Here is a 20,967-nt window from a genome sequence, read left to right as displayed (position 1 = left end):
GACCTACGTTCAATCCATTTTTCCGTACATGTACGGATGCCTCTACGGATGTTCAGATCCGTAGGCGACCCCTAGCGTCTCGCACAAGCGAGTTCACCCGGCCGCGTGAGCGGAGTAAGGAACGCTGTGGAGACACCCCCCAACCCCCCGCCCTGACAGCCACTCCACCCGGATTCACTCCGCCGGCCACGGCCCGCCTCGGCCGTTCACCCCCCAAACAAACCCGGCGGACGCGCATCGTCTCTGTCTCATCACCCCCCAAGATCCATTCACTCGCCGGCCGACGACGTCCGGCGTCGTGACGACCGCTGCCCGCGTACACGGCGAAACACGCGGGCTCCGGGAGGCACAGAAAGGAATTCGCGCATGAGGCGCAGAGCTCTGTTCGCGGTCACCGCAGGTCTGGCCGTCGTGGCCGTCGCGGCGCCCGCGACCCCCGCAGCCGCCAAGCCCCCACCCGGGTTCACGGCCACCCCCCTGGCCGCCGACCCCCTCCAGCTCGCCACCTCGGCGGCCGACAAGGCCGTGGCCAGCCAGTTGGACGACCTCCGCAGAGGCGCCGACGAGGTGTTCCGCCGCACCGCCGTGACACCCGGCGTGGGCGGCTCGTTCTACGCGACCTACGAGCGGACCTACAAGGGCCTGCCCGTGATCGGCGGAGACGCGGTCGTGGTCACCGACTCGGCCGGCCGGGTCAAGGACACCGTCTCCGCGAGCGGCGCCACCACCGGCCTGGCCACCAAGGCCACGGTCAGCGCCGACAAGGCGCTGGAGACCGCGAAGACCCGGCTGGACCGGGTGGACGACAGCCGCGCGCCCCGCCTCGTCGTGCTGGCCTGGGGCGGTCAGCACCGCCTGGCCTGGGAGGCCACGGTCGCGGGCATCGCCTCCGGCAAGCCCAGCGTCCAGCACGTCTTCGTGGACGCCCGCACCGGCGAGATCGCCGACTCCTACGACGAGGTGCGCGCCGGCACGGGCAACGGCTACTACAACGGCCAGGTCACCATCCAGACGAGCGGCTCCGGCAGCTCGTACTCGATGACCGACACCACGCGCAGCGGCATCCGCTGCGGCGGCCAGAACGGCTCCGCCTACACCAAGAGCACCGACTCCTGGGGCACCGGGTCCGGCACGAACCTGGAGACCGCCTGCGTCGACGCCCTGTACGCGGTGCAGCGCGAGTGGGACATGCTCCGCGACTGGCTGAACCGCAACGGCATCAACGGCAGCGGCGGCGGCTTCCCGGCCCGCGTCGGCCTCGCCGACGTCAACGCGTTCTGGAACGGCAGCTACACCAACTTCGGCCACAGCCAGGACAACCAGCGCCAGGCCACGCCGATCGACGTGGTGGCGCACGAGTACGGCCACGCCATCTTCCAGACCACCCCGGGCGGCGCCGGCTCCGGCAACGAGAACGGCGGCATCAACGAGGGCACCGGCGACATCTTCGGCGCGCTGACCGAGGCGTACGCCAACAACCCGAACGACCCGCCGGACTACCAGGTCGGCGAGGAGGTCAACCTGGTCGGCTCCGGCCCGATCCGGTACATGTACAACCCGCAGACCAACGGCGACCCGAACTGCTACAGCTCGCAGATCCCGAGCACCGAGGTCCACTCGGCGGCGGGCCCGCTGAACCACTGGTTCTACCTGCTCGCCGAGGGCACCAACCCCGGCGGCGGCAAGCCGAACAGCCCGGTCTGCACCGGCCCGTCCTCGCTGACCGGCATCAGCATCCAGAAGGCCGGCAAGATCTACATGGGCGCGCTGCAGCGGAAGACCTCCAGCTGGCGGTACGTCAACATCCGCACCGCCTCGCTGGCCGCGGCCGTGGAACTGTACGGCGCCGGCAGCCCCGAGTGCGCCGCCACCAAGGCCGCCTGGAACGCCGTCCAGGTGCCCGCCCAGACGGGTGAGGCGGCCTGCACCAGCAACCCCGGCCAGGACTTCTCCCTGACGCTCAACCCGACCTCCGGGAACGTCACCGCGGGCGGCTCGGCGACCACCACCGTCGCCACGCAGACGACCTCCGGCGCCACGCAGACCGTCGCCCTCACCGCCACCGGGCTGCCGTCCGGCGCGACCGCGACCTTCAACCCGACCTCGGTGACCTCGGGCGGCTCCTCGACGCTGACCATCGCCACCTCGGCGTCCACGCCCAACGGCAGCTACCAGATCGTCGTCAAGGGCACCGGCAACGGCACCGGCGCCCCCAGCCACACGGCGACCTACACGCTGAACGTGGGGACCACCGGCGGCCGGACGTTCACCAACGACACCAACTTCACCATCAACGACTACTCGACCATCAACAGTCCGGTCACCTCGACCGCGAGCGGCACCGCCGTCTCGCCGGTCCAGCTGAGCGTGACGATCTCGCACACCTGCGCCGAGGACCTCTCGATCCGCCTGCGCGGCCCGAGCGGGACCTACTACACCGTCAAGAGCGTCGGTACCGGGTCCTGCACCTCCTTCGGCACCCGCACCTACTCGGTTCCAGTCAGTCAGCAGGCGTCCGGAACATGGACACTGCAGGTGACCGACAACTACTCCCAGGACACCGGTTTCCTGGACAGTTGGAAGATCACCGTCTGAGCCGAGGCATGACCGCCTGACCCGGGCGGCGAGGACGCCCCCGGGGACCGACAGCCCGCCGGTCCCCGGGGGTTTCGCCGTTCCCGGAGGTGTCGCGCCGATGTCTCCCGTGATGTGCTTCTCTCGCCGCCGGGTTCCTCAGCTCGGCGGCGCCACCTCGGTCCGCGACCGGACGCCGAGCTTGCGCAGCACGGTCGCGACGTGGCTCTCGACCGTGCGGGTGGACAGGAACAGCACGTCGGCGATCTCCTTGTTCGTCCGCCCGAGCGCGACCAGCCGGGCCACCTCGGTCTCCCGCTGCGACAGCGCGCTGGTCTTGGCCCGGCGCCCGCGCGGCAGTTGCACCTCCACCCCGATGTCCCGCAACACGCGGCGACATCGGGCGGCGTCGTGCGTGGCGCCCAGCTCCCCGTACCGCTCGGCGATGTCGGCGAAGGCCGCGCCGGCGCCGGAGTCGCCGCGGGCGAGCATCGACCGGGCCTCCCCCTCGCCGGCGTGCGCCGCCGCGTACGGCTGGGGCATCTCCGCGTACGCCTCGCGGGCGCGGGCGTAGTGGGCGGCGGCCTCGTCGTGGCGCTGCCCGGCGCAGGCGAGCGCGCCGTGGGCGGCGTCCAGGGCGGCATGCGCGTTGGGGGCCATGCGGCCGGCGATGCCGGCGGCGTACTCCTCCACCAGGTCGGCCGCCTCGTCCAGCCGGCCCGCGAAGCCCAGCGCGGTGACGGCCGGTGCGATCAGGTGCGCGCCCCAGACCCACACGGCCTTGCGGCGCAGCCGGAGGATCGCGCGCTCGACCTCGGCGACGGCGTCGTCCAGCGCGCCCCTGGCCAGGTGCAGCTCCAGCATTCCGGCGGCGGCGGTCTCGACGATGGGCACGTACCCGTTGTCGGGCGCGTCGAGGCCGGCGCCCTGGAAGTGCCGCGCGGCCTCGTCCCACTCGCCGGTCGCCAGCGCCAGCATGCCGAGGACCAGCCAGACGTCCACCGCGATCTGCGGGGTGCCGGCGACCAGGTCGCTCATCGCGATGGCGCGCTCGCGCAGCCCCTGCCACCTGCCGGTCAGCCATTCCATGCGGATCGAGGACACGTCGATGAGGTAGGCGCAGTACTCGGCGCCGGTCTCCACGGCCAGCCGCCGTCCCTCGCGCGCGGCCCGCTCGGCCTCCGTGAACAGCCCGAGCGTGATCAGCGAGTCGTACAGGTTGGCGTACCCGCGGGTGATCTCGCGCCGGACGGCCAGCCGGCTGTCGCCGACCGGGAGGGTCTCGGCGACGGCGAAGGCGTCCTTGGCGCCGATGGCCGCCTGGAAGGAGGCCCGGTTGACCAGGACGGCCGTGGACAGCTCGGGGTTGTCGCCGTCCGCGACCAACGCCTCGGCCCTGGCCATCCACTGCTCGTGCTGGGCCAGCGACTCGGTGCCCCATCCCGGCAGGGCGAGGCAGGCCAGGCCCCGCGCCGCCAGGGACGGCTGGTGGGTGAGCTCCTCGACGGCGGTCATGATCTCGGGACGGCCGCCGGCGGTGTCGCCCGCCTGGTTGGACAGCACGAGCCCGAGGTCCAGGCGCGCCTCCGCGCGCGCCTCCGGGGAGAGGAAGTCGTCGCGCAGGACGTGCCGCAGCATGCGCACGACCCGCTGGTGCGACAGGCCGGTCCTGGCGAACCGGCTCAGCTTGAGCGCCAGCGGCGCGCGCTCGGCGGGCGGCAGGTCGGGATCGTCGAGCATGTCCTCGATGATCTCGATGGCCATGGCGTTGTCGCCGAGCGCGGCGGCGCGGTGGGCCGCGGCAGTCCCGTGCCGCAGCCACGCCTCGATGTCGCCGGCCTGCCGAGCGTGGAAGGCGAGCTGGACCAGTGGTGGGGAGTCCATGGCGGCCAGCGCGGCCATCACGCGCTCATGCGCCGAGCGACGTTCGGGACCGGGGATCGCATCGTACACCGCCTGCTGGGCCAGCGCATGGCGGAAGCCGTATCGGCCGCCCGGATCCTCGTGCAGGACCCCGGCCCGAAGTGCCTCCCCCAGGCCGGCCGAGTCGCCGCCGGCCGCGGTGATCAACTGCTCGCCGGCGGGGACGCGGAGCACCGCGGCGACCTGCACCGTCCGCACCGCCGCCGAGGTCAGCCCGGCCATGCGCTCGGCCATGGCCTCGCGGAGCAGCAGGGGCACGCCGGCGCGGTCGAGCGCCTCGGGCTCCTCGGCGTCGGCGAGGGAACGTACCACTTCCTCGACCACGAAAGGAATGCCCGCGGTGCGCTCGTGCAGCCGGGCGACGAACCCCGTGGAGAGGTCGGACCGGTTCAGGAGCGCCCCGGCGAGGCTGCCCACGTCGGTGACGTCGAGCGGCACCAGGGGGACGACCACGCTGGTGGTGTCGGGGTGGTGGCGGTAGGCGCGGCCGAGCGAGGACCCGCTCTGCTCCTCCCTGCGGTAGGTCACCACGAGGGACAACCCGGCCGGTGGCTGGTCGATCAGGAATCGCAGCAGGTCACGCGTGCCTTCGTCGGCCCAGTGCAGGTCCTCGATGACGAGCACGGCGGGTGCGACGGCGGCCAGCAACGCGCGGATCGCCCGGAACACCCGGTGCCGCTCGGCCCGCGGGTCGTTGAGCGGCGGGGGCGCCGGGGGAAGCGCTCCCGCCAGCTCGGGTAAGTAGTCGCCCAGGGCGCCGATCACGGGGTTCAGCGCGCCGGCCGCGGGGAGCCGGCCCGCGATGTCGCGCAGCGCCTCGAAGACCGGCCCGTACGGGAACGGCTCACGTATCTGGTGGCAATATCCGAGGAGAACCGCTCGGTCGCCGGGCGGCACGTGGCCGAGCGCGGCGCGCACGAGGCGGGTCTTCCCGATGCCCGCCTCGCCCTCCACAAGGACGACTGCCGGAGGGCGGGTTATCACATCGATCACTGTGCGTAGTTCGGAGGCACGTCCGACCAGTGCGGGCGAAGGCACGCTGCTCATCGACAGCTCCCAGGGTAGGGATTTAGGGACTCCCCGGGACAGTTATCCCCATACGTTCGGCCAAGGTCAACCCTCCCGCATAACAGCCTTGTTGCGGATGCCGTCAAGTCGGGCGGTGAGATGTAAGACATTCGGACACGGAGTGTGGCGGTCTGTTCAGGTCCCGTACACGGTACCGGCGATCGGACGGCGAATATAGATGTTTCACACCCATATGCGGGCGGCGCTGGTCGCATCGGTGAAATATCCGCGCGTCAAGCGATGTGCGGGCCTCACGGACGAGCGGCGGTCGACGCCGCGCCGAAACTCCCCGCGAAGCCCGAAATTTCGCACTCCGCAGGGCCGATACAGCGTTACGGAGCCTGAATATGATGCTCTGAGTGTCCGGACGGCACACACGGAGTGGCGTCCCGGCATCGCCGCGCCGTGGTCACAACCGTGTCACCCGGCGGGCGAACCCTCAGGAATCGGGCGTGAAGACCTGGTCCACCACGCGCGCGGTCGCCTTCCCGTCATCGCGGGGCGCATAGGTGCGCACGAACTCTTCGTAACGGTCGGTGTAGTCGCCGGCGAGCGCGTCGATCAGCCGCACCGCCTCGACGACGTCCGCCGCGTCGGTGAGCAGGGGGCCGGGCCCCTCGGTGCGCAGGTCGAGGTAGAGGCCGCGCGTGGTGCGGTAACGCTCCAGGTCGTGGCCGAAGAAGACGATCGGCCGCCGGGTGACGGCGAAGTCGAAGATCACGGAGGAGTAGTCGGTGATCAGCACGTCGGCGATCAACAGTAGATCCGCCATGTCTGGATAAGTCGTGACGTCGATGGCGAACGTGGACTCACGGGTCATCGGCCCGGGCCTCATCACCGACGACGGCCCCGGCACCACCAGCCCGGGCGCCGACGGGGACGCCTGCATCGGATGCCCGCGCACCAGCAGCACGTGGTCGCGGCCCAGCACCCGCCGGGCCTCGCCCAGGTCCAGCCGCACCGAGGCGTTCCTGCGATCATGGTCGCGCCAGGTGGGGGCGTACAGGACCACCCGCCTGCCCGGCGGGACGCCCAGGCTGCGCCGCACGGCCGCGGCCAGCTCGGCCCGGTCGCCTGCCATGAGCACGTCGTTGCGCGGGTTGCCCGCCTCCAGGACCTCGCCGCCGTACCCGAACGCCCGCCGCAGCACCCGCGACGCCCACGGGCTCTGGGTGACCAGAAGATCCCAGTTCGCGACCTCGGCCGCCTGGCGGTACCACGCGGGCGGCCTCGGCTCGCGGGTCATGTGACGCTGGTCCAGGCCCACGCGCTTGAGCGGGCTGCCGTGCCAGGTCTGCACGACGACCTGGTCCTCGCGGGCGCGGAACCACTGCGGCAGCATCGTGTTGGTCATGACGTGCCGCGCGCGGGCCAGCGCGGTGTAGTGCTCGCGGCTGCCCTCGCGGACCACCGTGGGGACGATGCCCGGCGCGAGGCCGAGGGCCGCGGAGTCCGGCGGCACGAAGGCGCCGTCCTTGACGACCCAGATGTGCTCGCGGTCGTCACCCCGGCGCAGCCGCTCCTCGTACACCGCCCGCGCGTTGTCGGAGTACGACCGTCCGTCGAAGGAGACGTACACGGTGGCGTCGCGCAGCTCACGGCGGCGCTCGGCCGGGTAGTGGACGCGGCGCATCGACCACAGCCCGACCGCGCCCTTCTCGTCGTCGGGGACGTGCTCGCCCGCGACCAGCACCGGGACGTCGAAACGGGTCGCCATCAGGCGGTACTCACGGCCGTCCACGATGTGGACGTCCTCGTCGAGGGTGTCGAGCAGGCGGTGGTCCATGCGGAGGGGGGCGGTGGTGCCCTTGCCACCCGCGATCGACAGGCTCCAGGCGCCCGACGCCAGCGCCACGGCCGCGCCGAACCGCGGCATCGCGCCCGGGGCGACGCGCACCGTGAAGTCCGGCCCCGACCGCTGGAGGCGCAGGTGGTGGGTGTGGCCGGCGCGCTGGCGCAGCACCAGCTCGCGCGGCCCGGTATCGGTGTCGGGGTAGGTGCCGGCGAGGGTCAGCGCGCCGTCCTCGCCCCACACGGCCGAGGTGATCACCGGCCAGACGCGGTGCGCCGACACCACGACCCGGTCGCGGCGGTCGCGCAGGACGGTGACCTCGCTGCGGTCCAGGCCGACGCGGGTCTCGGCGGCGTCGTCCATCATGACCGGGGCGGCGGGGTCGCCCTTGGGCTCGATCCACAGCCTGCGGGCGTCGCGCTCCTTCATCAGGACCGGGACGGCGAGCGCCACCGAGAAGCAGGTGCCGCCCTCGGCCGGGGTGAAGTCGGCGGCGATGCGGTGGCCGCCGAGGCGGGCCCTGCCCTTGGTCACCGTCGCGCCGGGCAGGAAACCCCGCAGTTCGATCTGGTCGCCGTCGTGGACGACGCCGGTCAGCTCGGCCCTGGTCGGCTGGAGCACGATCTGCAGGGCGCGGTCGGACGTCCAGGCCGGGCGCACCCACCAGCCGGGACGCACCCGCAGCCCGGGCGGGCGCTCGGTGCGCCCCATGGCGGGGCCGCGCACCGCGCCGGTCGCCCGCGCCGCCCGGCTCCAGATCAGGATGTCGGCACGCCAGGTGGTGGTCTCCGGGACGGCGGGGCGGCGGCGCAGGAGCCGCTTGACGGCGTGCAGCGTCGCGCGGATGCCGGCCCGCCAGCGCAGCGACCACGGCCGGATCTCGGCGACGAACCCGGCCCAGTCGTAGTTGCAGCCGGGGTCGGCCGCTCCCTGGGTGGCCGCGGGGCAGCGGACGCGGCGGGTGCGCGCGGAGATCGGCGGCACCCAGCGCGGGCCGCGCAGCACGACGGTCGCGCGGTTGAACCGGCGGCTGCGCACCGAGAGCCCGGCCAGGTAGGCGTGGCCTGTGACGCGCAGCCTCCCGTCGTGCCAGGAGACGTCCGACACCTCGGTGACCGGCACGAGGTCCGAGCCGCGCAGCCGGAACAGCGAGCGCGGCGCCTCGACGGGCAGGACGGCGTACCAGGTCAGGCCCTTGCGCACCCGCTTGAACGGCTCGGAGGTCGCGGCCGCGAGCACGGCCAGCTCGCCGCTCTCCGCCAAGATGGCGGGGTCGCGGTTCTCGACGAGGTGGAAGGCGAGGCGGCGCGCCACCGGCAGCGCGCGCTTGACCGGGGCGTCGACATCGGCGAGGTAGTCGCGCAGCAGGTCGATGGCCTGACGCAGGCGGGTGGCGTCCCTCTTGGCGGCGATCTCCAGGCGCAGGCCGAGCGGGCCGTTCAGCGCCCCGGCGTGCAGGCGCCTGCGCTGCGTCCGCGACAGGTCACCGGAGTGGACGGCCGCGATCAGCGCGTCGAGCGGCTCTCCCTTGTCATACAGGTCCTGGGCGGCCCTCAGCCGATCGGCGACCAGGTCGCCGGCCTGCGCGGGCGTGGCACCGGTGGCCATCAGGGAGGCACCGCCTTTCCAGTCTCACCGCAAAGGGCGTCTCTGGAATCGTAATAGGCATTCTTGAGAACTCACTGATGATCACCGAGCCATCGCGCCTGGCGCATGTGGACCCGTTCTCCCCGCAGCGGCGTGCCCTCCTCCTTCCAATGGACCAGGCACGCGGCCTCGTGGCCCGGCGCCGCGGTACCGTCCGCGTGGACGACCCGCCACCACGGGACGCCCCCGCCCCAGGTGGACATGACGCGGCCGACCTGGCGCGGGCCGCCTTCCTCCAGGTATTCGGCGATGTCGCCGTAGGACATGACCTTGCCCGGCGGGATGCGCTCGACCACGTCGAGCACCCGCTCGGCGAAGGGCGTCGGATCGCTCACGTGCCCGCCCTCGCCTCGGGGTTCAGGCCGCCCACGGCGCGGGGCCGTCCGCGAGGATCTCTTCGAGCTTGCCGAACTCGTAGGAGGCCTCGCCGTTGACCTGCTCGACGATGCCGTCGCGGATGCGGTACGCCTCGCCGTCCTCACCGGTGAGGTCACCGCCGGCCAGCGCGGCGAGCCTGGCGAGCTGGGCGACGTGCCAGTCGGAGGTCGGCACGCCGTACAGCCGTCCCTCCCACGTGGCGACGGTGTGCTCGGCGTCGCCGTGCCTGGCGACGATCTCGGCGGCCTCGGCGGCGCCCCGCAGTTCCAAGCCGGCGTCGGCCGACGCCGTCAGCTCCGCGAGCTCGGCGTAGGCGAGCGGCGATTCACGCTGTACACGCAACTCGTATCCCACGAGACGGGAACCCTAGCGAACCTTTACCGATCATCGGAACGAGATCGTCGGGCCTTGGTAAGACCGCATCCTAAATGCCGCCGAACAGCAGCCGAAACGCGCCCGAACCGCTGCCATGACGTGATCATCGGCGTTCGGCGCGCCGGGTCAGCACCACCACGCCCGCCCCGAAGCCGGCCAGCCCGAGGACGATCCCGGCCCCGTAGACCCACAGGCGCAGCGGGTCCGGCCCCGGCCGCTCGGGCTCGGAGACGGTCACGCCCTTGCCGAAGTGCAGCCCCTCCCGCACCGGGACGGCGGACCGGTAGCGCGTCAGCTCGCCCGCCCTGGCCAGCGCGGCGGCGGCGTCCACGACACCGAAGCCGATCTTCTCGTCGTAGCGGCCGGCGGGCGCGCCCCGCGTCGTCGTGGACAGGGCCCGGGCCACCAGCTCGGGCCTGAGCTGGGGGTACTTCGCCTTGATCAGGGCGGCGACCCCGGCGACCAGGGCCGTCGACACGCTGCTGCCCTCGATCGAGATGTACCCGCCGCCGGCCTTCGCCGCGGGAACCGCCACCCCCGGCGCCCCCACCAGCACCGACAGGTTGTCGCTGCTGAACGCGGCGTGCTTGCCGAGACGGTCCACCGCGGCCACGCCGATCACGCCGGCGAACCCCGCGGGGAAGCTCCAGAACGAGGTGCCGTACCGCTCGGCGGCGCGCGAGTCGCCGTCGTTGCCCACGGCCGCCACCAGCACCACGCCCCGCTCCAGCGCGTACGCCACGGCCTGGCGGTCGGCGCGCAGCGGGCCGTACCCGCCGAGCGACATGCTGATCACCCGCGCGCCGTTGTCGGTCGCGTAGCGCAGGGCGCGCGAGAGCGGGGTCTCGACGGGCGGTCCGATGCCGTTGTCCGGCTCGACCAGGCGGTACTCGGGCCGGTCGTTGAGCACCGGGATCGACAGGACGGCCGCCTCGGGCGCGAGCCCGGCCAGCCCGCCGTCCCGGCCGGAGCCGGCGATCAGCGAGGCCATCGCCGTCCCGTGCACGCCGACCGGCGGCGGCCTGCCGTCGTAGGCGTCGTCGCGCAGGTCCGGCCCGGTCACGACCTTGCCCCGCAGCTCGGGCACGCCGGCGTCCACGGCGCTGTCGACCACCGCGACCGTGACGCCGGCGCCCCGCGTGACCTGCCACGCCTTCTCGGCGTTCAGCGCGTCCAGCACCCAGCGCTGCGCGTCGCGCACGTCCTCCAGGACGGCGGGCGCGCGCGAGACGTCCGCCGCGGCGGGCGTGAACGGCATGCCCGTGAGCAGCAGCGACGCGCCCGCCGCCGCCACCGCGCGCAGGCGCCGCCCGCGGCTCAACACACGTTCCCCTGGGTGCAGCGGGGGATCTCCGGGGGCGCGGACAGGCCGCGTCCGATGTGGCCGGCGATGGACTGGGCCGTCGGCCACAGCTCGCTGTGGGTGATCTCTTCGCGGGCGATCGCCTCGCGGGTGCGGCCGTCGGCGTACCCGGCGGTGGTGAAGACGATGTACGGCCCGGCGCCCACCCAGCCCGTGCGCTGGCGCTGCGCGGCGCCGAACGACTCGGTCACCGTTCCGGGGAAGGCCACCGGGCGCACGCCCACCCGGTCGTCGACCGGCAGCTCGCCCGCCGCGCGCACCCGCGTGTCCTCGTCCGCGAGCACGGCGACCCCCACGGTGACCACGAACGCGGCGGTCTGGTCCACGTAGGTGGCCCGCAACATCGTGCGGCAGCCGCGCTGCCGCAGCACCGCGCCGACGGAGCCGTCCACGACCGAGGCGCACGGGGCCTCCGCGGCGATGCCGACCCGCTTGGCGTACTGCCGCACCCGGGCCAGGCCGACGTAGGCGACCTGGGCGGGGAACACCCGGTCGGCCGGCCAGGTGTGCCAGCGCCGCGCGACGTCCGCCTCGGCGTACCGGGCGCGCTCGGCGGGCGTGAGCGGGCGGGACCGGGTCTCGTGCAGGACGCCGACCGCGCCGAGCAGCACGTCGGTCGCCGCGACCACGAGCAGCGTGCCCATGATCAGCAGGAAGAGGGAGCGGAAGCGGACTCCGCGTTCGAGTTCGACGCGTTCCCGCGTCGCCTGAAGGCTCGCGGCCCGCGTGCGGGAGCCGACCCAGGGGCGCGCGGGCCCGTACGGGGAGGGGCCGCCGCCCGAGGAGAGCCGCCCGCCGAAGGACGCGCCTCTTCCACGCGGGGGCCAGGGCGCCGGCCGCGCCCGTGGCTCTTCAGGCGACATACCCCGATGCTACGTCGGTGCCCGCTTCCGGCGTCTCGCATGGGCCTTCGCCACCTGTCGTGTTCCCGCCTCCGTCAGGTCGGCGTCCGTTCCCACGAGGGCGCGGGCGGGTGGGACGCCTCCTCGCGCCGGCGGCGCCGCCTGCCCCGCCGGACGAGGATCACCAGCGCGGTGAGGCTCGTGCACGCGAGCGCGCCGGCCGCGGCCGCCACTCCCCCGTACACGGCGATCATGTGCGAGTCCCTGCGCACGACCCGGACGGGCTCGGCGGCCCGTCCGCCCGCGCCCACCGGCAGGTCGGGGTTCTGGACGCCGGGGCCGGCGGCGGTGTGCTTGTGCCGGGACAGCCGGGCGGCCTCGGCCAGGGCGCGCGCCGCGTTGACCACGCCGAAGCCGGTTCCCGGGTCGTACCCCTGGGGCGGGTGGCGGACGACGCCGGTGGTGAGCGCCTGGGTGACCAGTGCCGGGGTCATGCGCGGATATTTCGCCTTTATCAGCGCGGCGACTCCGGAGACGAGCGCCGTGGCCTGCGACGTCCCGCGCCCCACCCAGTACTGGTCCCCCGGCCCGGCCCCGTAGATGTCCACCCCCGGCGCCGCCACCAGGACCAGCGAGTTGCGGTTGGAGAACGACGCCTTGCGCAGGCCCCGGTCGGCGGCGGCCACCGAGATCACCCCGGGCAGCGACGCCGGGTAGGAGTACGGCCCGGTCACGCGGCCCGCCCCGTCGTTCCCCGCCGCCGCGACCAGCACCACGCCCTTGGACACCGCGTACCGGATCGCGGCGCGCTCCTGCCGGGTCGGCTGGTCCTTGCTGATAGAGAGGTTGATGACGTCCACGCCCTGGTCGACGGCGTAGCGGATGCCGCGCGCGACGACGTTCTCGAACCGGGCCTCGGAGTTGAAGTCGCGGAACCCCGGCTCGTCGTCCTCCAGGATGACCCGCACCGACAGCACCTTGGCCGCGGGCGCGACGCCGATCACGCCGTCGGCGCCGCCCGGCCCGTGCCCGTGGCCGGCGATGAGCGAGGCCATGTAGGTGCCGTGCAGGCGGCTCGGGGCGACGCCGCGCGGGTTGGCGCCCTTGGTGAGGTCCGGGCCGGTGACCACCGACCCGGCCAGGTCGTGGTGGCGGGGGTCCACGCCGGAGTCGAGCACCGCGACCTTCGCCCCGGCGCCCCGGGTGATCCGCCAGGCGGCGTCGAGGCCGAGGGTCCGCAGCACCTGCGCCTGGCTGCCGCGCACCTGGTCGGCCCGCGCCGGGACGGCGGGGACGGCGAGCGAGGCGACCAGGGCGGTCACGGCCAGGACCCGCGCCGCGCGGCGATCACGGGCGGCACGCGGGGTCAGCACTGCCAGTCCTTGCCCGCGCAGTCCGGCCTGGCGGGCGTGGCGAGCGCGGTCAGGACGCGTTCCTCCAGGTCGGAGGCGAACGTGAAGATCGTGGAGCGCTGCCGGCCCACCGAGCGCGCGGGCCTGCCGTCCACCTGGCCCGCGGTGGTGAGCACGAGGTAGGGCCCGGCCTGCGCCAGCGAGGAGGTCTGGCGGGCGGCGGCGGTGAAGCGGTCGGTCACGGTCTGCGGGAAGGCCAGCGCGCGCAGGCCGGGCGAGGGCCTGCCCGCCTTGGGGAACGCCGTCCTCGCGGCCAGCGCGGACGCCTGGTCGGGGAAGGCGGCGACGCCGATCGTGACCACGACGCCCTGCAGCGCGTCCAGGTAGGTCGCCCTGAGGACGGCCCGGCAGCCCGCCGCCCTGAGCGCGGCCCGCAGGGCGACGTCCACGGCGGCCGCGCAGTCGGTGCGGGAGGAGATGCCGACCCTGCGGGCCTTCTCCTCGCCGCCCTGCTCGGCGATGTACGGCAGCAGCGCGGGGAAGACCTTGCCCGCGGGCCAGGTGCGCCAGCGGCGGGCCATCTCCTCCGCGGACGCCTGGCGGACCTCGGCCGCGCTCGGGCCCCGGGTGAGCTCCGCGCCGGCCGCCCCGCCGGTGACGCCGGCGACGACGGCGCAGATCAGCGTCAACGCCGAGATGATCGCGAACGGGGGCCAGGCGCGCGACTCGCTCACGTGGCAGGCCTCCCGCGCTCGCTCCCCCTCACCTGCCCGACCTTAACGTGCCGGACCGCACGGCAAGCGACGTTCTATCCGGATAGATGGGGATAGAGCAGCTTGTTCCCCTGGAAAGTGATGGTTCTCGCGCTAAAGGGACAGCTCAGAGAACGCCCGCGGCCCGCCCCTCCGGAAGGAGGAACGGGCCGCGGGACACCGGCCGGGCCGGTCAGTAGGTCGGAAGAGAAGGGTCGACGGTCTTGACCCAGCTCAGCACGCCGCCGCCGACGTGGACGGCGTCGGCGAAGCCCGCGTTCTTGACCACGGCCAGGGCCTCGGCCGAGCGGGCGCCGGACTTGCAGTGGAGCACGATCTTCTTGTCGTGGGGGAGCTGCTCCAGGGCCGTGCCGCGCAGGAACTCGCCCTTGGGGATCAGCACCGCGCCCGGGATGCTGACGATCTCGTACTCGTTCTGCTCGCGGACGTCGACGAGGAAGAAGTCCTCCCCGCGGTCCTGCATCTCCTTCAGCTCCAGCGCGGTGATCGTGGAGCCGGACGCGGCCTGCTGGGCCTCGTCGGAGATGGCGCCGCAGAACGCCTCGTAGTCGATCAGCTCGGTGATCGTGGGGTTCTTGCCGCACAGCGGGCACTCGGGGTCCTTGCGGACCTTGACGTCGCGGTACTTCATCTCCAGGGCGTCGTAGATCATGAGACGCCCGACGAGCGGCTCGCCGATGCCGGTGAGCAGCTTGATCGCCTCGTTCACCTGGATCGATCCGATCGAGGCGCACAGCACGCCGAGGACGCCGCCCTCGGCGCAGGACGGCACCATGCCGGGCGGCGGGGGCTCGGGGTACAGGCAGCGGTAGCACGGGCCGTGCTCGGCCCAGAAGACGCTGGCCTGGCCGTCGAAGCGGTAGATCGAGCCCCAGACGTAGGGCTTGCCGAGCAGGACGGCCGCGTCGTTCACCATGTACCGCGTGGCGAAGTTGTCGGTGCCGTCCACGATCAGGTCGTAGCCGGCGAAGATGTCCAGCACGTTGTCGGTCGTGAGGGCCACGTTGTGGATCACGACGTTGACGTAGGGGTTGATCTCGCGCACGCTCGCGGCGGCGCTCTCCGCCTTCAGGCGCCCCACGTCCGACTGGCCGTGGATGATCTGCCGTTGAAGGTTCGACTCGTCGACGACGTCGAAGTCGATGATGCCGAGCGTTCCGACCCCGGCCGCGGCGAGGTACATCAGAGCCGGTGAGCCGAGGCCGCCCGCGCCCACACAGAGCACCTTGGCGTTCTTGAGCCGCTTCTGCCCGGCCATCCCCACGTCGGGGATGATCAGGTGGCGAGAGTAGCGGCGCACCTCGTCAACGGTCAGCTCGTCGGCCGGCTCTACCAGCGGTGGCAACGACACAGTTCTACGCTCCCGTTTCGGGGGATCTTCCCATATTGGCGGCTTGCCCTCAGGCTACGCGCCCCGCCGTCTGTCACAACCTAACCCGGTCACGCCCCATTCCCGAATCGGCGATCTCAACCGATCTGCCGCTTCCGTCCGGTTTTCTGGTCCGCACCAGGTGGCGGACGTGGCGCGCGACGAGCGCGGGGTACTCCATCTGCGCGACGTGCCCGGCGTCGGGGATCAGCACGAGCCGGACGTCGGGGAAGGTGCGGCCGGCGCGCGCGGCCATGCGCGGGTCGACCAGGCGGTCGTGCCGCCCGTGCACGACCAGGGTGGGCGCGGTCACGCGGGCCGCCAGCCGCCACAGATTGTCCTCGCCGCGGCGGAAGTACTCGTTGACCAGGGCACGGGCCGAGTAGATGAGCGCGGAGCCCGCCCACGGCAGCGTGTCGCGCCGGCGCTGCTCGGCGACCGCGTCCTCCAGGCGGGCGGGGTGGACCCGGCCGGTGTCGGCGTAGCACATGGCCATGGTCGCCCGGATGCGGCGCTCGGCGGGCAGCCCGCGCAGGCAGGCCATCGCCCACTGGCCGAGGCCGGGGGTCGCCGACAGCACGACGCGGGCGGGGCCGTACCGGGGCAGCAGGTCGGGCATGGCGGGCGAGATGAGCGTCAGCGTGCGGACCAGGTCGGGCCGGGTGGCGGCGACCTTGACCGACACGGCGCCGCCCAGCGAGTTGCCGATCAGGTGGACGGGGCCGCCGAGGCGCTCGACGAGGGACGTGACCGCCGCGGCGTACCCGGCCAGCGAGTAGTCCCCGTCCGGATGCGCCGGGGAGTAGCCGGACCCTGGCAGGTCGATGGCGTATCCCCTGACGTCGTCGCGCAGCTCGCCCATCAGATCGGTCCAGTTGGTCGCCGATCCGGCGAGTCCGTGGACGAACACGGCGGTCTCGGCGGGCGCGGCGCCCGGCCGGGGCTCGGCGGACCGGACGTGGACGGTCATGCCGCCGAGGTCGACCAGCTCCCCCGGCCAGTGCGGAATCGGGTCCTCCACCGTCTATCTCCCCTTCTGTTCACCCTCCGTTCTGACCATAACCCGCCGTCGTCCATCTGGCGGCACCCTCCACGCCGGGTCTGGGGGCGCCCTTACGCCCGGAGACGCCCAAGCATCACGGGAAATATCGGGCAAATCGGGATATTTCAAACTGAAAGACATAAGGAGAGGTTAAGTAGCGGCCAAAAGGTGGCGATCACCGTTTGTCATACGTGCTCCTCGGAAAACAACACAACTGGGAAGACTCACAGCGAGTCGCCCCGGCATTTCCCTCGATAAAGGGGAAATGCCTCCGCTGGGCAACCCGATGCGTCAAGGGGGAAAACGCAATGCCCGACGTCAAGAAATACGCCGCTACGCTCGCCGTCACGGTGGCGCTGACCGGCGGTCTCGCCGGCCTCGGTGCCGTCACCGCCACCAGCGCCAACGCGTCCACCGCCATCGGCACCAACTTCGGCTTCGACGGCCTCGACGGCGGCTTCGGTGGCTTCGGGGGCGGCCTCGGTGGCTTCGGCGGCGGCTTCGGCGGCGGCCAGTGCCACCACGGTCACCACGGCCACCACGGCCACCACGGCGGCTGGGACCACGACGGCGACCACGACGGCGACTGGGGCGGCAAGGGCTTCAAGAAGCACCACCGTCACCACCGCAGCCACGGCGGCGGCCACCGCAACTGCTTCTTCAAGGTCGTCGAGGCCCGCTTCTTCCGTGCGATCATCGGTCACCACGACCACCACGGCGGGCACCACAACTTCTGGCGGGACGACCGCCGCTGGCACCCGCAGCACCACCATCACCACCACGGCAAGAAGCACCACAACCACGACGACAAGTGATCGGCTGACCTAGGCGGCTTTCCCGGGCGGTCGCACGGCCCGGAGAAGAACACGGCCGCTTAGTTCTCGAAACGGGAAGCCCCGGAGCGGATATCGCTCCGGGGCCTTCCTGTCGCATTCACCGGCCCCCCGATTTCCCCCTTTTCCCATAAGGCGGAATAAAGGCGGACGGTTCAGACGCCGATTCGGTCAGGCGGTCTTACGCGTCCTGCGCTTGGCGGGCTGCTTCTTGCCGTCCTTCTCCGCCTTCTCCCCGGCCTCCCCGGCCTTCTCGGCACGCTCCTCGCCGCCGGCCGCCTTCTTGCCGCGCGCGGGCGCCTTCTCCCGGGCGCCCTCACGCTCCCGCTTGGCCGCGTCCACGCTCGCCCGAAGCGCCGCCATGAGATCGACGGCGGGCCCGGCCTCCTCGGCCGCCTCGGGCCGCACGAGCTCCTTGCCCGCGACCTTGGCCTCGATCACCTGCTGGAGCGCCTCGCGGTACTCGTCGCGGTACTCGGAGGGGTCGAAGTCGCCGGCCATGGTCTCGATGAGCGACTCGGCCATGCGCAGCTCCTGCGGGCGCACCTCGACGTCCTCGTCCTGGAACTCGAAGCCCGGCTCGCGCACCTCGTCGGGCCACAGCATCGTCTCCAGCACGAACACCCCGTCCCTGATGCGCAGCGTGGCCAGCGACTCCCGCTGCCGCAGGGCGATCTTCACGATGGCCACCTGGCCGGTGCGCTCCAGCGCGTCGCGCAGCAGCACGTACGGCTTCACGCCGGTGTTCTCCGGCTCCAGGTAGTAGGACTTGTTGAACAGGATCGGGTCGATCTGCGCGGCCGGGGTGAACTGCAGCACGTCGATGCGCCGCGAGGTGCCGAGCGGCAGCTCGGCGAAGTCCTCGTCGGTCAGCACGACCATCTCGCCACCGGGCAGCTCGTAGCCCTTGGCGATGTCGGAGTAGGTCACCTCCTGGCCGTCGATCGCGCACACCCGCCGGTACTTGATGCGGCCGGCGTCCTCGCGGTGCACCTGGTGGAACGTCACATCCTTCTGCTCGGTCGCGGAATAGAGCTTCACAGGGATCGTGACGAGCCCGAACGAGATGGCACCCTTCCAGATGCTACGCATGGCCTCTCCTCACCTCGCCTCCACTATCGAACGCGTGTTCGGTAGCGGCAAGGGCGCAAAGCAGTATCTAAATGGGCAGATACCCAGTGTCGAATGCCGTATCCGGTCAAGTCGTCCCTGGTCACGGGGCCACAGGACGGAAGACCGCGGGCGGCGGCGATCCGGGGACGGGGGGTGAGCCATGCCGGAGAAGGTCCGGGTCCGGGTGGACGGCCGGCAGCTGACGCTGACCAACCTCGGCAAGGTGCTGTACCCCGAGGCGGGGTTCACCAAGGCCGAGGTGATCGACTACTACACTCGCGTCGCCCCGTTCCTGCTGCCCCACATCTCGGGCCGCGCCCTCACCGTCAAGCGGTACCCCGAGGGCGTGGACGGTCCATTCTTCTTCGAGAAGAACCGGCCCGCGCACACGCCCTCGTGGGTGCGCACCGCCCGCCTGCCCGCCCCCGGCAGCACCAAGGGCCGCGAGACGATCGAGTACGCCATCGTGGACGACCTGCCCACGCTCGTGTACTTCGCGGGCCTGGCCGCGCTGGAGCTCCACACGCCGATGTGGCGGGTCGACGACGAGGGACGGCCCCGGCCCCCCGACACCATGGTCTTCGACCTCGACCCCGGCGCCCCCGCGACGATCGTCGAGTGCCGCCGCGTGGCGCTGCGCCTGCGCGAGGCCCTGGGCGAGGACGGGCTCGACGGCCGCCCGAAGACCAGCGGGAACAAGGGCATGCAGGTGTACGTCCCTTGGTCGCACCGCGAGGAGGACCCCTCCGCCTACGCCAGGGCGCTCGCGCGGCGCCTGGAGAAGGAGCGCCCCGACGAGATCGTCAGCCTGATGGCCAGGAAACTGCGGCCCGGCAAGGTGTTCATCGACTGGAGCCAGAACAACCCCGCCAAGACCACGGTCGCGCCGTACTCCCTGCGCGCCAACCGCCTCCCCAGCGTCTCCACGCCCCTCACCTGGGAGGAGGTCGAAGAGCTGCGGCGCCCGGAGGAGTTCGTGTTCACCGCCCCTGACGTGCTGGAGCGCGTCGGGCGGTTCGGCGACCTGATGGCGCCGCCGGAGCGGGGTCCGGACACCGGCGGGCCTTAGGCTGGACGCATCGGGGTATGGAGCGTGCGAGTTCATGCTCGCCGTCGACGGAGGAGACCGCACATGTCGGAGATGGACGTGCACGGGAACGAGGTCACGCCGGACGAACTCGGCGCGCTCGACGACGTCGCGGAGGGGCTCCAGACCGAGGTCCCCGAGGCCGACGCCATCGAGCAGCACCTGGACGTCCGCACCGAGCGCCGCGAGTGGCCGATCGAGGTCTCCTACGACGTGGATCCCGCCGACGCGGCGGACCAGAACCGCACGGTCGAGTTCGGCGACGACGAATATCGCTGAGCCGGATTACCCGCGCGTAGGATGTGAAGCCCGGACCGGATCCCCGGGCGTGAGCGGCAGGCCCGGGCCTGAGCGAAGACGATCCGGGCGCCAGTCGTCATCATGAGCCGGAGCGCGGTCGGCGACCGCGCCGGACGAACCGTCCCAAGGAGAATTCCCGTGACCGCTACCCCGGACGCCAAGCCCCGGGGCACCCGCCTGCCCCGGATGGCCCGCCGCCGACAGTTGCTCGACGCGGCGCAAGAGGTCTTCGTGGAGAACGGCTACCACGCGGCCGCGATGGACGAGATCGCCGAGCGGGCGGGCGTGAGCAAGCCCGTCCTCTACCAGCACTTCCCCGGCAAGCTGGACCTGTACCTGGCGCTGCTGGACGTCCACGTCGACGACATGGCCAACCGCTGCCGCGAGGCCCTCGCCTCCACGACCGACAACAAGCAGCGCGTCCAGGCGGCCATCGGGGCGTTCTTCGACTTCGTCTCCACCCAGGGCGAGGCGTTCCGGCTGGTCTTCGAGTCCGACCTGCGCAACGTCGCCCAGGTCCGCCAGCGCGTCGAGCGCTCGCTGCGCGAGAGCGCCGAGATGATCAGCCAGGTCATCCAGGAGGACACGGGCTGCTCCAGCGACGAGGCCCACCTGCTCGGCGTCGGCCTGGTCGGCATGGCCGAGGTCAGCGCCCGCTACTGGCTGGCCAGCCACGGTTCCATCCCCAAGGACGTCGCCACCCAGCTCATGGCCCGCCTCGCCTGGCGCGGCATCGGCGGGTTCCCGCGTACCTCCTAGCGCCCGCCCGGCGCTCCGCGGTGTTCGCTTGACGCGATCAGCGGGCGCCACCCCACGTGTCACGGGTCACCATGGGACGAGCACCTCCGGCCGTCGAAAGGGAGCCCGATGGAAATCAAGATCGGCGTACGCTCCGTGCACCGTGAAATAGTCGTCGAGACCGAGCTGTCCGCCGACGAGGTCGAACAGGAACTGCGCAACGCCCTGGCCGCGGACCGCGGCGTGTTCTCCGTCACCGACGTCAAGGGGCGCCGCGTGGTCGTCCCGGTCGCCGCGCTCGGATTCGTCGAGATCGGCGAGGACGAGCAGCGTCCCGTCGGCTTCGGCGGCACGCTCTGAGCCCGGTGCTTCGGGGGGCCGCGCGCTCCCCGAAGCGC

17 protein-coding genes are annotated in these 20,967 nt (G+C 72.4%); 6 read left to right on the top strand and 11 right to left on the bottom strand.

Features of this window, described 5'->3' with window-relative positions; genetic code table 11:
• The first annotated feature begins 366 nt into the window (after positions 1-366).
• Complete coding sequence (locus tag BJ982_RS12850; RefSeq protein WP_184879864.1) at positions 367-2,595, top strand: M4 family metallopeptidase; 2,229 nt, start codon at positions 367-369, stop codon at positions 2,593-2,595.
• Between the two features lie 138 nt (positions 2,596-2,733).
• Here the strand turns inward: BJ982_RS12850 and BJ982_RS12845 are convergent, their stop codons facing one another.
• The 10 genes from BJ982_RS12845 to BJ982_RS12800 form a co-directional block, all read right to left on the bottom strand.
• Positions 2,734-5,544, bottom strand: a complete 2,811-nt coding sequence (locus tag BJ982_RS12845; protein WP_184879862.1) for a helix-turn-helix transcriptional regulator — start codon at positions 5,542-5,544, stop codon at positions 2,734-2,736.
• 460 nt (positions 5,545-6,004) lie between these two features.
• On the bottom strand, positions 6,005-8,965 hold the full coding sequence (locus tag BJ982_RS12840) for a CDP-glycerol glycerophosphotransferase family protein (protein WP_184879860.1): 2,961 nt from the start codon (positions 8,963-8,965) through the stop codon (positions 6,005-6,007).
• A 71-nt stretch (positions 8,966-9,036) separates the two neighbouring features.
• On the bottom strand, positions 9,037-9,339 hold the full coding sequence (locus tag BJ982_RS12835; RefSeq protein WP_184879858.1) for an MGMT family protein: 303 nt from the start codon (positions 9,337-9,339) through the stop codon (positions 9,037-9,039).
• Between the two features lie 22 nt (positions 9,340-9,361).
• Entirely contained in the window at positions 9,362-9,724 is a 363-nt protein-coding gene (locus BJ982_RS12830) for a hypothetical protein (protein WP_221482305.1), read from the bottom strand.
• Between the two features lie 136 nt (positions 9,725-9,860).
• The gene (locus BJ982_RS12825; RefSeq protein ID WP_184879854.1) at positions 9,861-11,078 is read right to left on the bottom strand and encodes a S8 family peptidase; all 1,218 of its coding nucleotides are present in this window, start codon (positions 11,076-11,078) and stop codon (positions 9,861-9,863) included.
• Positions 11,075-11,983: a hypothetical protein gene (locus BJ982_RS12820; RefSeq protein ID WP_184879852.1), complete on the bottom strand. Its 909-nt coding sequence runs from the start codon at positions 11,981-11,983 to the stop codon at positions 11,075-11,077. The genes BJ982_RS12825 and BJ982_RS12820 overlap by 4 nt, the downstream gene beginning before the upstream one ends.
• 74 nt (positions 11,984-12,057) lie before the next feature.
• Positions 12,058-13,335 carry a S8 family serine peptidase gene (locus BJ982_RS12815; RefSeq protein ID WP_239123073.1) on the bottom strand — a complete coding sequence of 426 codons (1,278 nt, stop codon included), beginning with the start codon at positions 13,333-13,335 and terminating at the stop codon, positions 12,058-12,060.
• On the bottom strand, positions 13,329-14,048 hold the full coding sequence (locus BJ982_RS12810; RefSeq protein ID WP_239123074.1) for a hypothetical protein: 720 nt from the start codon (positions 14,046-14,048) through the stop codon (positions 13,329-13,331). Before BJ982_RS12810 ends, BJ982_RS12815 begins: the two co-directional genes overlap by 7 nt.
• A gap of 211 nt (positions 14,049-14,259) precedes the next feature.
• Entirely contained in the window at positions 14,260-15,438 is a 1,179-nt protein-coding gene (moeZ, locus tag BJ982_RS12805; RefSeq protein ID WP_184879850.1) for an adenylyltransferase/sulfurtransferase MoeZ, read from the bottom strand.
• A gap of 73 nt (positions 15,439-15,511) precedes the next feature.
• Positions 15,512-16,477, bottom strand: coding sequence for an alpha/beta fold hydrolase (locus BJ982_RS12800; RefSeq protein WP_239123075.1), 966 nt, complete (start codon positions 16,475-16,477; stop codon positions 15,512-15,514).
• A gap of 329 nt (positions 16,478-16,806) precedes the next feature.
• Here BJ982_RS12800 and BJ982_RS12795 point away from each other — a divergent pair, with 329 nt between their 5' ends.
• Entirely contained in the window at positions 16,807-17,313 is a 507-nt protein-coding gene (locus tag BJ982_RS12795) for a hypothetical protein (RefSeq protein WP_184879848.1), read from the top strand.
• A 189-nt stretch (positions 17,314-17,502) separates the two neighbouring features.
• Here BJ982_RS12795 and ku read toward each other — a convergent pair whose 3' ends face one another.
• Positions 17,503-18,423, bottom strand: coding sequence for a non-homologous end joining protein Ku (gene ku, locus BJ982_RS12790; RefSeq protein WP_184879846.1), 921 nt, complete (start codon positions 18,421-18,423; stop codon positions 17,503-17,505).
• A 181-nt stretch (positions 18,424-18,604) separates the two neighbouring features.
• Between ku and ligD the strand changes: the two genes are divergently transcribed.
• The 4 genes from ligD (at position 18,605) to BJ982_RS12770 (ending at position 20,929) form a co-directional block, all read left to right on the top strand.
• Positions 18,605-19,513, top strand: a complete 909-nt coding sequence (gene ligD / locus BJ982_RS12785; RefSeq protein WP_184879844.1) for a non-homologous end-joining DNA ligase — start codon at positions 18,605-18,607, stop codon at positions 19,511-19,513.
• 63 nt (positions 19,514-19,576) lie between these two features.
• A complete protein-coding gene (locus BJ982_RS12780) occupies positions 19,577-19,810 on the top strand; it encodes a hypothetical protein (protein ID WP_203959166.1) in 234 nt (77 codons plus the stop codon).
• A gap of 159 nt (positions 19,811-19,969) precedes the next feature.
• Entirely contained in the window at positions 19,970-20,590 is a 621-nt protein-coding gene (locus BJ982_RS12775; RefSeq protein ID WP_184879842.1) for a TetR/AcrR family transcriptional regulator, read from the top strand.
• 108 nt (positions 20,591-20,698) lie between these two features.
• Positions 20,699-20,929 carry a DUF3107 domain-containing protein gene (locus BJ982_RS12770; protein WP_184879840.1) on the top strand — a complete coding sequence of 77 codons (231 nt, stop codon included), beginning with the start codon at positions 20,699-20,701 and terminating at the stop codon, positions 20,927-20,929.
• The last annotated feature ends 38 nt before the right edge of the window (positions 20,930-20,967 follow it).

The organism is Sphaerisporangium siamense, assembly GCF_014205275.1.
Taxonomy (GTDB): domain Bacteria; phylum Actinomycetota; class Actinomycetes; order Streptosporangiales; family Streptosporangiaceae; genus Sphaerisporangium; species Sphaerisporangium siamense.
The sequence above is the reverse complement of the archived record's forward strand: the minus strand, read 5'-3'. Positions and strand labels throughout refer to the sequence as shown.

Coding starts and splice junctions, on each gene's coding strand:
- BJ982_RS12795 (WP_184879848.1), top strand. CDS start 16,807: ATGCCCGACGTCAAGAAATACGCCGCTACGCTCGCCGTCACGGTGGCG.
- ku (WP_184879846.1), bottom strand. CDS start 18,423: ATGCGTAGCATCTGGAAGGGTGCCATCTCGTTCGGGCTCGTCACGATC.
- BJ982_RS12780 (WP_203959166.1), top strand. CDS start 19,577: ATGTCGGAGATGGACGTGCACGGGAACGAGGTCACGCCGGACGAACTC.
- BJ982_RS12845 (WP_184879862.1), bottom strand. CDS start 5,544: ATGAGCAGCGTGCCTTCGCCCGCACTGGTCGGACGTGCCTCCGAACTA.
- BJ982_RS12770 (WP_184879840.1), top strand. CDS start 20,699: ATGGAAATCAAGATCGGCGTACGCTCCGTGCACCGTGAAATAGTCGTC.
- BJ982_RS12840 (WP_184879860.1), bottom strand. CDS start 8,965: ATGGCCACCGGTGCCACGCCCGCGCAGGCCGGCGACCTGGTCGCCGAT.
- BJ982_RS12850 (WP_184879864.1), top strand. CDS start 367: ATGAGGCGCAGAGCTCTGTTCGCGGTCACCGCAGGTCTGGCCGTCGTG.
- ligD (WP_184879844.1), top strand. CDS start 18,605: ATGCCGGAGAAGGTCCGGGTCCGGGTGGACGGCCGGCAGCTGACGCTG.
- BJ982_RS12820 (WP_184879852.1), bottom strand. CDS start 11,983: ATGTCGCCTGAAGAGCCACGGGCGCGGCCGGCGCCCTGGCCCCCGCGT.